Below are 13,697 nucleotides of genomic sequence, written 5' to 3'. Positions count from 1 at the left end.
ATCAATAAACGATAACTTTGGATGGCGTTACAATAGTCTAGAAATAGCATTGTCTGAATTTTAGAGACGTTTGCCAGTAGGCTTGGCTACATTCTCTGACGAATGAAATCCTTTCGCTTGAAAATAGGCTAAACGCGAAGCGCCATCACCATTTGTTGATACAGCATCCAAAATCTGCCAGCATACTTTAATAATGTCCTACTTCGAACGTTATGTGAGTATTTTTGCGAGTTTGATGTGTACAAAAACTCAAAGCGACTATTGACGATATTGGCGGCAGATGTTGCTGGGTTTACGAAGCTCGTTTCTAAAGATGAAGAGGCTACCCTACATCGTCTCGCAGAGCTTCGTTCGATTATGGACCCGATTATCGAGTCCTATGGAGGCAGGATCGCAAACACGGCAGGCGATAGCGTGCTGGCGTGTTTTGACAATCCGTCCGGCGCGGTAGAAGCAGCTATTTCTATTCAAGAACAACACAATGTCAACAATGCTCAGCTTAGAACAAGCGACCGTATGAGGTACCGGATCGGCATCAATATTGGTGAGGTGGTTCAGCAACCCAACGGTGATTTGTTGGGTCACGGAGTGAATGTAGCATCCCGACTTGAGACGATTTCGGAACCCGGTGGTATCTGTTTAGCTGAAAACGTTATTGAGCAAGTCAAAGGAAGCTTGGATTACCGCTTCACAAAAATAGGCGAGCATTTTGTCAAAAACCTTGATCAACCATTGAAGGTGTACAAAGTAGGTGATGCCACCCTGCCAACCTACGAGAAGGCCGCGCGAAAACTTCAGGCTTGGGTTCGTGGGCAGTACTTTTTGCCCCTCTTGTTCGGGGTTGTATTAATATCTATTGGCTTCTCAGCCTTTGCCCTTCTGTCAAACAAATCCGATGAAGCCAAAAATTTTGACCCTGAATACCTCGAGGACTTTCTGACGTTAGATCCATCTCCCAAAGAATTGCTCGAATTTTTTGATTTGGTAACCGTCGGCGAATACGGGGATTCGACCTACTACGTAATCAGAACGTGGGGCGCAGAATTTGAGATTCTTGAAAAGGTTTCCGAAACCTTGGGTGGACATCTCGTTACCATCACTGACGAAGAAGAAAATGACTTTGTGTATCAACTAACGCTGGAAGATGATGGGCACTGGGCGTTTGAGGGAAACCTCGCTCTGGGACCATTAATTGGTTTGGTGCAGGACCCTGAAGGCGCGGAGCCTGATGGTGGCTGGGGATGGGCAAATAGTGAGCCGATGAAATTCTCCAATTGGAAGCGGGGTAGTCCAGACAACAGCAGCGGCAATCAGGATTTCGGAAATTTTCAAGGCCCTAATGTTCCCAAAACCAGCCCTCTATGGAACGACACAACAATATGGAAGCGTTCGTTCATAGTTGAGGTTCCCAAACTCTAATTCCGAAATGTACCAGTCACACTTTTGCGGAAGGTTCATAAATCAAGCGTGGTGCTTGACTGAATCCAGAACACCTCACTAGCATCAGTAATAAGTATTTTAGTGGAGTATTGGTAATATGCGGCCCTTTTTCGTTTTAATTTTGTTATGTTGTGTTGGGATTTTAAGCGCAAAACCCGTAGTGGCCGATTTCGCAAACGCCCAAAAAAGACTGGAATTCTTCTCCGCGAATAGTTCCTACCGAAAGGCCTGGTGCCCGGAACGCAAGCCTTCCAAATTCACAACCGCACCGATCACTCAACCCTTCAAAACAGCATCCGGCAAAGACCGACCTCCCGCTGTTTTCATGAATGAGCTCGGCGCAGCAAATTCCCATCTACTTCGTACCGGTTCCAAAATGGACGCCAGCAAGATCGCCGATCAGCTTGCAGCCGCCGCTCAAGCAAGAGCATTTGAAAAACAAGGCTTGTATGATGGCGTGAAGATAGACGCAGCCTGGTGGCAAGCGAACATTCTGCTCAACTTGTCGATGGTGTACAGTTCACTAAGCGCAATTCTGGGAAAAAATGACCCAAGAATTGTCGCAATTGCGGATTGGGGAGATCGACTTGCAGCAAGAGCTGGCTCAGTAGGCGGTTTCGAGCAGATGTACGGTAAAGAAGGCCATGCCGCCCGTGCGGCTGGGCTTTTGGCTTGGGGTGCAGAAACAGGTAATCGTAAGGCGTTCAAAAAAGGTGAAAGAGATTTAGCATATCTAGCGCGGCAAATGCGCCCGAATGCCCCTTTGGCCGGTACATTTGACCAAGCTCGTAACAAACGTCCGGCCAAACGACAACTACACTACACGTTTATCACATACGGATACCTCGTGCTTGCGATGGATGCATCGCGGCGTGGCGGTGGAAAAGGCTTTAGGCATAAGAGCCGTCAGACAGATATCCATGGAGCATTGGTATGGCTTGTTCATTCATCCGCCGCGCCGAAAAAACCAGTTGGCTTAAGTGGTCCCCAAGACACCTTTTTCTGGTCTACGCGAAGCGATAGGTACCACAATCTTGCTTGGGCGGAGGCTTATCTTCGCAACTATCCTAACACCGAAGCAGGATTACTTTTGAAAAGAAAGCTCAAAGGTCAACGTTCGCGCGGCGTGTTTGCCGGATGGTATGGTGGCAACCTGACCTGTTCTCTTGGCCCGGGCAGTTAGGCCCAACCAAATATCGTGAGTGCCACTTGCTTACGCTTAAAAATGGGCGCGAAAAAGTGGGGACCTGTCATCACGTGCCATGTTAATTAAATTCATAGTGTAGGTAGTGTGCAAGAAACACCGGCACCAGTGAGCTTGTGGTACCAACCTCTTGGACAACACGGTACAATGTTGATTGGTTTCTTAGTCGTGGCTGTAGACAAAGCCGACGTTCGTGCACCATGCAGTATCAGGCACTATGAGCTCTTCGCGGTCATCGGATGCAACGCAGCATCCGCTTAGCTGTGCGATCGCGCCATCTTCGAGGACGGCCCTTTCCGGACCTTCGGACTACCTTCAAGATGCTGGGCTCGCAGCCCGCTTACCGGACATTCGCTGCAGGCGCATACTTCGACGCTGGTCGAACTTACGGATTGCGGACGAAGCAGTCCTAATCCTTTCTCAGCGAAATTGGCTACTGCTTGGCCAACAAATTCAGGCGTCTTCGCGGTGATGCCGAGAAATTTGCCGAAAGCGGTCATTAAACTCTGCTTAAACCGGTTAAACTGGAAACTGGCTATTTGCCGAAAACGCAGGTAGTAATGGTCACTTTGAACGAACCGTATATTTTGGGGAAGCGAAACCTCCCTTTCTTATCAGCGAAGCCGTAGGTAGCCCAACGCCTAAGCTGTTTCTTTTCGATTTGTTGGCGACTGTCCAAGGCACGATCCGCTCTTGTCCAGCGCAGCTTAGTCAGCGGCTTCAGTTACACAGGGTTCCAAATACAAATTAACTGGAGAGTTTAAATTCTTGACCGCACCAAGTTGAACAGGGCCGGACAAGGCCCCAGTGTGCACTGCGAACCGAGAGTTAGTCGAACGGCTCGAAACCGATAATGCCACCAGCTTGGTATTGGCACTGTCCGGCTGCCTGTATGTCGGGGTCGGTCCAGTCGACAACCCAGTACACTTTGGTCAGGCCATCTTCCGAACTTGCTGGCCATACTGATATGGCAGCGTTTGGGAGATCCGCATACGCATCGACAGTCCACACCTCATCGTGACAGGCCTTCAGCGCCTCGGTTGTTTCACGGTCAAAGGCATATGTCGCCGACGCGCTGATTACAGTCAGGCTGCACGCAGCACCCAGTAGTTGAATTTTTCTGTTCATTGCTGCACTGCGTTCCAATCCACGCCCTCCAATCCTGAAGTATCTATCCCTTTGAGTGCATCGCGCGCATCGATACCATCTGCACCATGGCTGCTGGACATTCCGCCCGCAACTGCCGCACCTATGATGGCTGCTGTCCTCTCATTCTTTGCCTCGGTCTCGCGACAGGTCAGGAAACCATAGTCCCAGCCGGTTTTGTAGTCGCCTCCTGCGGCGTAGGCAGCATCATCGCGCGCGCCCTGCTGAAAGCTATCGCCGCCTGCGCGTTTTCCGCTGGGGCATCCATCATGGTAGCCGGCGACATAGTTTGCCGAATACCCGTGCTGCCGGAGCGTGTCTTCGCTGGACTGTTGCGTCCCACATCCCGCCAGTATCAAACCGGCAAACAGCATCGGTCCTTTTCGTATCATTCCGTTTCTTTCTCTTGTGATTTGTCGTTTTCGATCTCAATACCGATGACTTTTTCAACGTCTTTGAGCAGTTTCGTTGCAATACCATCCTCCTCCGGTGTCAAAGCTTCCGCCAGACGCGCCAGCTCAACTGTCGCCGCGTCAGCAACGCCTGTGTCTGACAGGTCTGCCTTGGCCATTTCGACAAATCCGCGCGGAAACCCGAGCAATGCAAGCAGCTCATTCGATGGATCGCCTGCATACTCCGGCAACTCTCCCAAGAGCTCGATGTAACGCTTTAGGGCTGCACTTTTTGCCGGCGTCATATCCTCAATTGCAATATCGCCGGCAAGCATTGCATCCGTGACCTCGGCTAGCATCTCTGGCACACCGAACGCGCGTTCCGGCCTCAGCGTATATTGTGTATATACGCGGCGGATAACCACCGGATCCAGCAGACCTTCGATAATCGCAGTCGCCATGCTGTCCACGGTTTCGAGGCCTCCGATGGGCCTGATCTCGGCCAGAATTGCCGGGGCCGCAAACAGTTCCAGATCGGCAATGGCTTCAGAGGCAAGGTATGTCACCGCGGCTTTTTGATCTGCAACATCGACAAAGTCAGTGGGCAGGCCATCGTTGGACGTTGAAGTGAAACCTCCAACCATTTGCGTGACGCCCTCAACAAATCCCATAAATCGGTCCCGCCCCTGATCGTACACGCGCGATATGTCAATTGAACGTGTAGGTGTTTGCGGGACGACTGTCGGCAAACGGGAGATAGAAGATCGTAACGCAGTGACCCCTGCACGTGTCGCTTCAAGACGGTCTGCACCGATGTTTTCGGACAGAACGGTCGGATCAAATCGACCGAAAACCTCGTCGGGCTTTTCCGCAGCACCCCACACTAGTTCCTGGTTGCCTTGCGACTTCGCAGCAATTGCATCAAGGACATCCGTGCTCAGGTCGGGTGTATAGCCCCAGACAATGGCATGGGTGTCATAGGTCCCAACCAGAGGAAAGAATTGATCGACACCGTCATGCGGTCGGGCGACGTAGTTAAACCGCCCATAGGCCATGATCGATGCCGTTGACCCTTTTTCCGAGACAAATGCAGGATTGCGCAACTGCTCTGTGGTCCATGCCGTTGACGCCTGATGATTATGGCGCAGACCCAGCGTATGACCGACCTCGTGACTGACAGCATAGCGCAAAATCCGGCCTTGTAACTCTTCCGGCAAGGGTAAAGACCCAGCCAGCGGATCAAGGTCTGACATCAGCAGAAAATAATATTCCGAAAACACGTTCATCACGTCTGGCCATACCAGAATATGCGCAGAGATAATTTCGCCGGTGCGCGGATCATGGACATTCGGACCCAATGCGTTTGCCACGGGCTGAGCAATCCAACGGACGACATTATACCGAGCGTCATTGACCGACCAATCCGGATCTTCTTGAGGGGTGGGCGCGTCTTTCGCGATAATTGCATTTGTGAACCCGGCCGCTTCAAAGGCTGGTTGCCAGTCTTCGATTGCCGCGCGAACATAAGGGCGCCACCGCTGCGGAATTTCTGGTGACAGATAGTAGACCAAAGGTTCGATTGGATCAGAGGGCAAAGGCGCATCAGGGTCAGCGTGAACCAAACGGTGCCGCAAGGCAAGTTGCGTTTTTTCGGCAACTGCACCGGTTGCAGTTTCAAACTGTAGAACTTCGCTGGAAAAGTAACCTACACGCGGGTCAAACCGCCGCCGTTCCATAGGTTCTTCTGGAAGGAGCGCAATTGTATGTGCAACTTCAATTGATACCGCGCGGTCTTGCCCGGACTGATCCTGAGCCATGAAAGTCAGATGCGACTTGAGAAAAATGTTCTCGGGGAATGTGCTGGCATGCGAGATGTAGGATCGTTTAGGATCGACACCGATTGGCGTGAGGCCCGTTGAGGCGATTTGCCCCTTGGCCGACACATCTGGAATGTCGGACGAAAATGCTTCGGTTACATCGACCAACATGTATCCGTCTTCATCTTCCGCCATGATTTCAAAGGCCAGCAGAACGGGCCCGATCTGGGCGTTGGCGATGGCAATGTCTATTGGCCGTATCTTTAGATCAGGCGAAACCGCGCCTAATTGGTCCGTAATCCGCACTGATCCTGAGGACAAGGAACGGACCAATAACCGGCTGCCTTGTCGCTCTAGTTTGACCGCATGGGTCGCAATTTCTGTCCCCAGAAGCGCTACTGCATCGGCAGGATATCGCGCCACTTCCGCGCTCCAGAACAGGGTTCGGTCTAAGACTTCGGGAGGCACTGCCAAAAGATACGACCCATCTTTTTCATAAATCGTTGCCGCTCCTTCGCTGACCACAGCACCTGCGATCAAGCTTTGGAAGTCAGGCTCACCCTCGGCAACCGCACCGGTCGACAGGACATGCAATGATACTACAAGAATTACAAAGAGCCTCATGTTTGATTTCTCCAGTCACGACAACTGCATGTCGAAGCCCAAAGATTAAGGCGAACTCCTGCAAGTGCAATCAGGTATTCAGCAGCACTTGAGTTTATGTCGCCCCACGTATTATTCCGGTTCCGCAGCAAACGCCGCCCGAAGTGCAGCAGCCAAATCCAGTGGCTCCTCTTCCATTCTGGGAACCAGAACGTTGCGAACGACTTCGTTCAAAGCTCTGTCGGCCGCTCCGGCAATCGGATCTTCATGGTTGATGTATTCTTCGAGGGCCTCCACGGCACTGAGCACTGCGCTCGGGACATTGCCCACTCCTTGCAGCAGCGAACTGATCCCAAGATGCTCCACTTGGTTTGAGTTCGACGTTGTCCCGACAAATCTCGAATTGAACCCCTCAACACCCCAGACTTGACTGGGGGTTTGACCTGTTCCGGTCGCATATTGATGAATGTGCGGCACGCTGAAATGCCCTACAAATCCATGGCTCCAAAGGGGTTTGTGGGTGATCGGATTATAGCGGTGCGTGCCCGTCAAAAGCGCCTGCCATATCAGCACCGTCGCTTGACCATCTGTTTTAGCGTGAGCTTCACGTTCCGCCCGCGCATTTTCCGGCAAAGCGCGGACGTAGTCGCCCGCAAGCGGCAGCAATGCCAACGCCCCTTCCAAAGCGTTGGGCCGGTTATTTACAAACGCGCCATAGGCGTCCGTCAAAAGGTCAACGTGGATACCACCTGCTTCCGAAGCAAGTGCGGTCGTGAGTGAATAAACAGTCCAACCGGCGTCAATGAGCGCAGGCGTACTGACATCCCACAAAGTTGGAGGCAAAGCCTGGCCCCGTTCCATACTTCGGGTCGTTAGCGTCTCAATGGCATCCGCATAGACGAACAAGGTGGTAGCGCTAACCTCATTTGCTTCAAGTCGGGCTAAATGATCGTCAACACCCAAGTCACTCAACGCACCTGTGGGGTGGAGCCCGACATCCAACAAACGCTGCTCGATGCTCGCCAAGTCTACTTCCCGCCCAGTATCGAACAGTGTTTCTGACGGCGCGTCTATCGGTTCAATTGACAAAACTTTGCGGTTCACCAGCCATATTGCCAAAGACGAGATACATAGGCCCAAGCACGCCAGAGCGATGATCTGCCATTTCATTCGAGCCCTCCTTTTTATGTTTAGGGTCAAAAGCCGGGGACAATGCAGACATAGTTCATCAGTAGCTCTCGGCACTCAATGATCCATTCGAGATTACACTTCGTGTGCGGCACTAATTCCTCTTTGATCCGCATGAGTTAATTGTTCGGGCCGGACAAGTGGACATCGTCATCTCGAGGGACATCAATACAGCCGAAGTCGATTTCGAACCGGAGAAAAATGCGGTCGTCCGAGAATTTGCGCTGTACTGCAGTCTATTCCCGCGCTACATTCATTCGTAACACCAAACACCGCCGACGTTGGTAAATCTTTGCTCTTCGGAAGCAGCAATGCCACGCCCGGACTTTGATCAAATGTCAAGATTGAGCCGAAATGAACGACACAGCCCGCACAACCGAAGTCGGGAAAAGTCCCTCCCACGACATCAATGAATAAAATCGCGCTGCTCAGCGGATAAATGTCCGCTTTTCTTGCTGCGATGCAGCCGATTGCTTTGGTCGGTTTTATTGCCGGAGTTGCGAAAGCCGCGACTTCAATCCGACGGCTTTGGGCTCGCACCGGACCTTCTCTGCGGCTTGCACCAACTTGCGGTTAGAGCCCTTATCAGACATTCGACATCGCCTAAGTGTTCGCTCATGCAGCGGGCCGCTAGCCGCGCATTCCGGACGTTCAGAACGAGGTGGCAAAAAGCAGGTGAGCGGACAAAGCCGCCTTGTGCACCTGCAGCTATTGCTGGTGCAGCATCGGTTTGCAACTGCGGCACGCTCGCCGCTGCCTTGCAGGCGAAGTCGCCGGACCGGACGTTTCAAGGTCGGCGCTGTTGACGTGTTTGCTCAATCTCAATGCCCAGTGATTTGTGCTTAGGCCGCCGAACCCTCGTTCGGAGCTCTTAGCCTTGAGACAGACTTTGGCATCGCGGCATCTTTGGCAACACCTTGGGGCCAGGTCACCAACAGGATTGCGCAGCCGGAGATGCCGTTGTCCTCGATAACTGGCGCGACAGAAGCCGCAGTTGCCGTCAGGTGTCTCTGGCTTGGCTTGGATACAACAACGCAGATATCGACTGGCGTGTCGCGCGGCAAGCCTTCCGCAATCCATTGCGCGAACATCCGACCGGCCTAGCGCACGGACATGTAAAGTGCGGTTGTCATGCCTGGCCCTGACAATCGCGTGCTGTCTGGGGTCGGATCATCGGCGGCCCCGGTACCGGTCGCCAGAACAAGGGTATTGGCAACGGCCCGTTCGGTCAGGCTGCGCGTCAATCCAGCACCAGCGGCGCAAGCGGCGGTGACACCCGGCACCATTTTGACGGGAATACCAGCGGCCCACGCCGTTTTGATCTCCTCAGTCGCGCGTCCAAATATTCCCGAGTCCCCGGATTTCAGGCGCACAACCCGGCGTCCTTTTCGCGCTTCGGCCACGACCAGCGCGTTGATGCTATCTTGCGGCTAGGCGTGACCTCGCAGCAAATTTCCTTTCGAAGCTCAAGTCAGTCATTGCGGCCTTCGGCTTCGAACACTTCGGCGATCTCTTTCTGAGTGAGATCCGCCTTGCGTCCTCCGGCAATGTTCACCTTCAACTGCGGCCGCGTTTGACCGCCAAGCGCTGTGAGAGCAGCGACGGTCGCCAAGTATCTGTCACGCAGAGGCAATTCCGGGCGGGCAAATTGCAGGCCGTAGGCAAAACCCACCAAGCCCTCGGCCATATCGGGCAATAGGTGTCCGTATCTTTCGTTCAGAGCATTTTCCATTCCAGGGTTCAGCCGTTCGGAAAGCTCCCGTCCTATGTCGGTTGTGGTTTGAGTCACGCCAAAGGCCTTCTTGATATGTCAGGTTCCGGTATTTGCGATCTGGTCGCGATTTTTATCATGGGCATCGCTGAATTCACGCACCAGGAAGTCAACGAACGCCCGTGTCTTCGGGGCCAGATTGCGCCGATCGGCAAACATCACGACGATGTCCGTGCTGGCCGGGGAATATTCGGGAATGACATGCACCAACTCGCCCGAGAAGAACCGCGGGTTCGCCATGTAGCAGGGCAATCGGGCGATCCCGATGCCAGCAAGTGCGGCGCGAAAGATCACGTCGGTGCTGTTGCCCTCGAAAGTCCCTTGTGCGTCAAAGCTGTCGTCACCGTCGTGCCACGTATTGCGACTGCTGCTGCCCGCGATCCGAAGGCAATCGTGATCGGCCAGATCTGCGAAACACTTCGGCGTTTCTCGGCGCTTCAGATAGGCAGGCGCGGCACAAAGCACCCGGCGGCTTTGCATGATGCGGCGAACAACGATGTCGGGATCCTTGCGCTGTTCAGAAAAGCAGATGGCAACGTCGAACCCTTCGCTTTGCAGATCGATTTCACGATCCGTCAAATCCAGCGAAATCTGGATGTCTGGGTTTTGCGCCATGAGGTCCGGCAAGGCGGGAATCAGCTGCGACTTTCCAAACGCGACGGTCGAGGCGATTTTCAGCTTGCTGCGCGGTGTGCCATCCATGTTCAGGATAAGCGCCTCGGCCTCTTTGAACTTTTCGGCCATCGCCTTGCATTTCTGATAGAGTTCATGGCCTTCCTCGGTCGGCGACACACCCGTCCGGGTCCGGTTTAGCAAGCGACAATGAACATGATCCTCAAGCAAACCAATCTGCTTGCTGACCGCCGAAGGGGTCTGCCCCATGGATCGCGCGGCGGCCGAGATGCTCCCACGCTCGACCACAGTCGCAAAAATCAACATTTGCGCTGAAATATCCATGTCTCACCACCTGCCTGTTCCACATTGGCACAGGGCCTATGCCAATTTCGGAAATTGTGAGCGCCACCAAACACTCCTATCTCTGCAGTGCGGCACAAATACCGCACCGCAGCAATAGACGAGGCGCGAACATGGCAATCACACGCTCAAGCAGTTGGCTGGACGCCGTTCTGGACGTCAGCCGCTTAATAATTCATCAAAATTGGGACGGTTTTCGCGACGCGCAGGCCAAACGGAAGATCTATCGCGACACCTACCACGAGCTTTCGATGCTCACCGACCGCGATCTGGCAGATCTGGGAATTCCCCGCAACGGCATCCAAAAACTGGCACTGGAGGCGGCTTATGGCGTTTAGTGTCCACTCAACCGCGACGATCCGACCTGACAAAGCCAACTTGGGCACGTTGTCCAACGCGATTTACAGATTTGCGGCAAGGTCCACAGCAACGGCGAAATCCGTTCTGAAGGCAATACATGCAGCCCGGATGAAGTCGGTTTTGGCGAACATGAGCGATCGGCAATTGGCCGCGATCGGCATCACGCGCTCCGAGATTCCGCAGTACGCGGAACGGCTCATGGCGCAGGAAACAGACGGAAAAAGCCAAGACCAATGCGGCGGGCCCCAATCCGAGGATTGCTTGCAAACTTGAACACGAATTGCTGGTCCTCGCTCCTCCCAGAGTAAGCCAGCAAATGCAGCGGCGACGAAAAATATCAACAGGGACCGCCAATGCTTTTGGGCCAGCACCTTCACCTCCTCCCGAAGATGCTGGCCCAATCCACGTCTGCAATCGGAGCGACAAGGCGATTGTCCATCTCAGACATCATCAAAACTTTGCCATTCGCCGACTCTATCCAGCTGACCAAAACGAGATCTGCGATCACTTTCGACGGCTCGACGCCGAGTCTCGGCGCGCGCGGTTCTGTGGGACTTTCAGCGACGAGAGTCTGACGACCTAAGTTCAGAGCATTCCTCATTATGACAGCATTCTCTGCGGCGCGTTTGCAAAAGGGCGTCGGAGGGGCGCCGCCGAACTCCGCGGTGACGACCAGACCGGATCTACAAAGACGGAAGCCGCCTTTTCTGTCGAACCTGATTGGCAAAACATCGGAATTGGTGATGCGCTGTTCGAGCGCATTATCGCAATCGCGCGGAAGTGGGGCATCAGTTCAATTGAATTGATGTGCCTGCGAGAGAACCGCCGCATGAGGCATCTTGCAGCAAAGCACAATGCTCGGCTGTGCATCGATCAGGGCGTTGCTAAAGCCGTTTTGCATCCAAACTGGTCATCACCCTCCTCCCAAGCCGCAGAAGTCGTTGGTGAAGTCAGGGGATTTCGCTTGTTCATTTGAGTGGGGGGAGAAACAAACGTTCCGAAACGTTGCGTTAGCACATACTCGAATACTCTCAAAGTCCCGCAAAGTGGACCAAGCACCGTTCTTGCCGGCTAGGCTCTCATCAAATGCCCGAAAGAGATCTAAGGTGCGACGCGACCTCGTCCGAACCGTGGCCGGCTTTCAGGCAGGCAAATACCACCGGCAGATCGCCCCGCATTCTCGCGGCGTCTCGGCGCATGACGTCCAAAGATGCCCCCACATGAGGGGCAAGGTCGGTTTTATTGATGACTAGGATGTCTGACCTGGTGATTGCGGGGCCACCCTTGCGTGGGATTTCCTCGCCTGCGGCCACGTCGATCACATAGATTGTCAGGTCCGCCAACTCCGGGCTGAAGGTGGCCGATAGGTTGTCGCCACCGGATTCGATCAGGACGACCTCGACGTCGGGGTGACGCAGCCGCATCTCGGCCACGGCAGCCAGGTTGATCGACGCGTCTTCGCGAATCGCCGTATGAGGACAGCCGCCGGTTTCCACTCCAATCACGCGATCCGAAGGCAGGATTTGCATGCGCATCAGAGCTTCGGCGTCTTCTTGTGTGTAGATGTCGTTGGTGATGACGCCGATCGAGTGATCGTCTTTCAATAGTTCGGCAAGCCTCGCGGTCAGGGTCGTCTTTCCTGCACCGACCGGGCCGCCGATACCGATGCGCAAAGGGCCGTTGAGTTGTGTCATGATTGGAAGAGCCTCGGTTCAAGAGTTTCGTGGGCCATCGCGGAGATGTCTGAGAAAAAGGCGTTGCCAAAAACGTCCGAGGTGTCCGCATTTCTGGTGTCTTCGGCGACCTGAAGGCAAAAGGGCTGCAAGTTCAGGATCACCCGTTGACCGGCCGTCTGCCCGATGGGGCTCAGGCGGATGGCCGAGGAGGTCAGGTTTGCGACAAAGGCCTGCAGATAGAGAACGGCAGTCGTATCGATATCCAGCTCTGCCAATCTAGCGGCGCGACCGACGGCAACGGGCAACAGCATGTCAGGCAGCGCCAAACCCCAGACAGCATTAACCGTCGCAACAAAGGCAGCGCCCTGCCTTTCAGCTTCGCGCAGACGCTCTTCGGCGATAGCAAAGGATCGTGCTTTCGCGTCCATCTCCAATGGGTCGTCGGCAGCATAAGCCAGCCGCATCCAGATCGCATCAGCGCGGCCTGAGCCATCACTTAGGCAATCTCTCAGCCAGTCTTCCAAACTGGTCGCGTCGGCAATCCAACCCTCGTTGATCGCTGTTTCAAGTCCGTGCGAATAGGCGAAGGCCCCCACTGGAAACGCGGGCGACAGCCATTGGGTCAGCGTCAGTAAGTGCGCATCAATGGGCGTGGGCATGGGCCGAGTGTCCGTGATCGTGCGCATGGGTGCGCCCGTGACCATAGGCGCCGCCTTCCGGAGTGAAGGGTTCGGTGACTTGGGTCACCGTGGCACCGAGGTGGCTCAGCATATGAGCGATGACGGGATCATCCTGGATCAAAAGGCGGGTCGCCTCGATCTGACAAGGTGTGTGGCGGTTGCCGATGTGCCAGGCGAGGCGGGGCAGGTCTTGCCCGGAAACGGCCAAGAGGTTTTCGGGTGCCGCCGTCACTTTGACCAGACGTCCATCGCCCAGTTCCAGCACGTCGCCATCGTTCAGGGATACGGTCTGTTCGAAGTCTGCGACAAAGGACCAGCCTTCGGTCGTTGTCAGTTTCTTTCGCCGGAAAAATCGGGCGTCATACGTCAACGCGCAGTCCGCCACCGCATTGTCTGATGTGCCAGCGGGATGGAGCGTTTGTGCAATGGGAATATCGGTCATGAG

General features: G+C 54.2%; 16 protein-coding genes. 5 read left to right on the top strand and 11 right to left on the bottom strand.

The annotated features are described in order from the left end of the window. Nucleotides 1-237: 237 nt before the first annotated feature. Together AC2FH8_RS14485 and AC2FH8_RS14480 are read left to right on the top strand one after the other, a co-directional pair. On the top strand, nucleotides 238-1,419 hold the full coding sequence (locus AC2FH8_RS14485; RefSeq protein WP_496690087.1) for an adenylate/guanylate cyclase domain-containing protein: 1,182 nt from the start codon (nucleotides 238-240) through the stop codon (nucleotides 1,417-1,419). 181 nt (nucleotides 1,420-1,600) lie between these two features. Beyond that, the gene (locus AC2FH8_RS14480) at nucleotides 1,601-2,623 is read left to right on the top strand and encodes a hypothetical protein (RefSeq protein WP_496690086.1); all 1,023 of its coding nucleotides are present in this window, start codon (nucleotides 1,601-1,603) and stop codon (nucleotides 2,621-2,623) included. A gap of 849 nt (nucleotides 2,624-3,472) precedes the next feature. Here the strand turns inward: AC2FH8_RS14480 and AC2FH8_RS14475 are convergent. From AC2FH8_RS14475 to AC2FH8_RS14440, 8 genes are all read right to left on the bottom strand, one after another. Continuing rightward, a complete protein-coding gene (locus AC2FH8_RS14475) occupies nucleotides 3,473-3,772 on the bottom strand; it encodes a hypothetical protein (RefSeq protein ID WP_496690085.1) in 300 nt (99 codons plus the stop codon). After that, nucleotides 3,769-4,182 carry a hypothetical protein gene (locus AC2FH8_RS14470; protein ID WP_281995173.1) on the bottom strand — a complete coding sequence of 138 codons (414 nt, stop codon included), beginning with the start codon at nucleotides 4,180-4,182 and terminating at the stop codon, nucleotides 3,769-3,771. The genes AC2FH8_RS14475 and AC2FH8_RS14470 overlap by 4 nt, the downstream gene beginning before the upstream one ends. Further along, the gene (locus AC2FH8_RS14465) at nucleotides 4,179-6,623 is read right to left on the bottom strand and encodes a zinc-dependent metalloprotease (protein ID WP_496690084.1); all 2,445 of its coding nucleotides are present in this window, start codon (nucleotides 6,621-6,623) and stop codon (nucleotides 4,179-4,181) included. Before AC2FH8_RS14465 ends, AC2FH8_RS14470 begins: the two co-directional genes overlap by 4 nt. 111 nt (nucleotides 6,624-6,734) lie before the next feature. Continuing rightward, nucleotides 6,735-7,706 carry a hypothetical protein gene (locus AC2FH8_RS14460; protein WP_496690083.1) on the bottom strand — a complete coding sequence of 324 codons (972 nt, stop codon included), beginning with the start codon at nucleotides 7,704-7,706 and terminating at the stop codon, nucleotides 6,735-6,737. A 249-nt stretch (nucleotides 7,707-7,955) separates the two neighbouring features. Further along, nucleotides 7,956-8,330, bottom strand: a complete 375-nt coding sequence (locus tag AC2FH8_RS14455) for a hypothetical protein (RefSeq protein ID WP_496690082.1) — start codon at nucleotides 8,328-8,330, stop codon at nucleotides 7,956-7,958. Nucleotides 8,331-8,890: 560 nt separating this feature from the next. Next, the gene (locus tag AC2FH8_RS14450) at nucleotides 8,891-9,208 is read right to left on the bottom strand and encodes a uroporphyrinogen-III C-methyltransferase (protein WP_282027651.1); all 318 of its coding nucleotides are present in this window, start codon (nucleotides 9,206-9,208) and stop codon (nucleotides 8,891-8,893) included. Nucleotides 9,209-9,261: 53 nt separating this feature from the next. After that, the gene (locus AC2FH8_RS14445; protein ID WP_496690081.1) at nucleotides 9,262-9,522 is read right to left on the bottom strand and encodes a carboxymuconolactone decarboxylase family protein; all 261 of its coding nucleotides are present in this window, start codon (nucleotides 9,520-9,522) and stop codon (nucleotides 9,262-9,264) included. A gap of 78 nt (nucleotides 9,523-9,600) precedes the next feature. Next, nucleotides 9,601-10,518 carry a LysR family transcriptional regulator gene (locus tag AC2FH8_RS14440; protein WP_496690080.1) on the bottom strand — a complete coding sequence of 306 codons (918 nt, stop codon included), beginning with the start codon at nucleotides 10,516-10,518 and terminating at the stop codon, nucleotides 9,601-9,603. 131 nt (nucleotides 10,519-10,649) lie between these two features. Here AC2FH8_RS14440 and AC2FH8_RS14435 point away from each other — a divergent pair, with 131 nt between their 5' ends. From AC2FH8_RS14435 to AC2FH8_RS14425, 3 genes are all read left to right on the top strand, one after another. Further along, a complete protein-coding gene (locus AC2FH8_RS14435) occupies nucleotides 10,650-10,874 on the top strand; it encodes a YjiS-like domain-containing protein (RefSeq protein ID WP_496690079.1) in 225 nt (74 codons plus the stop codon). Continuing rightward, a complete protein-coding gene (locus AC2FH8_RS14430) occupies nucleotides 10,864-11,169 on the top strand; it encodes a DUF1127 domain-containing protein (protein ID WP_496690078.1) in 306 nt (101 codons plus the stop codon). The genes AC2FH8_RS14435 and AC2FH8_RS14430 overlap by 11 nt, the downstream gene beginning before the upstream one ends. A 319-nt stretch (nucleotides 11,170-11,488) precedes the next feature. Next, on the top strand, nucleotides 11,489-11,872 hold the full coding sequence (locus tag AC2FH8_RS14425) for a GNAT family N-acetyltransferase (RefSeq protein WP_425595874.1): 384 nt from the start codon (nucleotides 11,489-11,491) through the stop codon (nucleotides 11,870-11,872). 106 nt (nucleotides 11,873-11,978) lie between these two features. Here AC2FH8_RS14425 and ureG read toward each other — a convergent pair whose 3' ends face one another. Genes ureG through AC2FH8_RS14410 form a run of 3 tightly spaced genes read right to left on the bottom strand, consistent with a single transcriptional unit; the run spans nucleotide 11,979 to nucleotide 13,694 of the window. After that, on the bottom strand, nucleotides 11,979-12,590 hold the full coding sequence (gene ureG / locus AC2FH8_RS14420; protein WP_271952430.1) for an urease accessory protein UreG: 612 nt from the start codon (nucleotides 12,588-12,590) through the stop codon (nucleotides 11,979-11,981). Beyond that, nucleotides 12,587-13,231 carry an urease accessory protein UreF gene (locus tag AC2FH8_RS14415; protein WP_496690077.1) on the bottom strand — a complete coding sequence of 215 codons (645 nt, stop codon included), beginning with the start codon at nucleotides 13,229-13,231 and terminating at the stop codon, nucleotides 12,587-12,589. Before AC2FH8_RS14415 ends, ureG begins: the two co-directional genes overlap by 4 nt. Then, nucleotides 13,215-13,694: an urease accessory protein UreE gene (locus AC2FH8_RS14410; RefSeq protein WP_271952427.1), complete on the bottom strand. Its 480-nt coding sequence runs from the start codon at nucleotides 13,692-13,694 to the stop codon at nucleotides 13,215-13,217. Before AC2FH8_RS14410 ends, AC2FH8_RS14415 begins: the two co-directional genes overlap by 17 nt. Between the last annotated feature and the right edge of the window lie 3 nt (nucleotides 13,695-13,697).

The sequence above is a fragment of the Ruegeria sp. CDSC025 genome (genome assembly GCF_059610805.1).
This window is presented reverse-complemented; position numbering and strand designations above follow the sequence as displayed.

What these genes read in the sequence shown, in the direction of transcription:
- AC2FH8_RS14415 (WP_496690077.1), bottom strand. Translation starts at nt 13,231, where the DNA reads ATGCCCACGCCCATTGATGCGCACTTACTGACGCTGACCCAATGGCTG.
- AC2FH8_RS14435 (WP_496690079.1), top strand. Translation starts at nt 10,650, where the DNA reads ATGGCAATCACACGCTCAAGCAGTTGGCTGGACGCCGTTCTGGACGTC.
- AC2FH8_RS14470 (WP_281995173.1), bottom strand. Translation starts at nt 4,182, where the DNA reads ATGATACGAAAAGGACCGATGCTGTTTGCCGGTTTGATACTGGCGGGA.
- AC2FH8_RS14465 (WP_496690084.1), bottom strand. Translation starts at nt 6,623, where the DNA reads ATGAGGCTCTTTGTAATTCTTGTAGTATCATTGCATGTCCTGTCGACC.
- AC2FH8_RS14430 (WP_496690078.1), top strand. Translation starts at nt 10,864, where the DNA reads ATGGCGTTTAGTGTCCACTCAACCGCGACGATCCGACCTGACAAAGCC.
- ureG (WP_271952430.1), bottom strand. Translation starts at nt 12,590, where the DNA reads ATGACACAACTCAACGGCCCTTTGCGCATCGGTATCGGCGGCCCGGTC.
- AC2FH8_RS14475 (WP_496690085.1), bottom strand. Translation starts at nt 3,772, where the DNA reads ATGAACAGAAAAATTCAACTACTGGGTGCTGCGTGCAGCCTGACTGTA.
- AC2FH8_RS14410 (WP_271952427.1), bottom strand. Translation starts at nt 13,694, where the DNA reads ATGACCGATATTCCCATTGCACAAACGCTCCATCCCGCTGGCACATCA.
- AC2FH8_RS14445 (WP_496690081.1), bottom strand. Translation starts at nt 9,522, where the DNA reads ATGGAAAATGCTCTGAACGAAAGATACGGACACCTATTGCCCGATATG.
- AC2FH8_RS14440 (WP_496690080.1), bottom strand. Translation starts at nt 10,518, where the DNA reads ATGGATATTTCAGCGCAAATGTTGATTTTTGCGACTGTGGTCGAGCGT.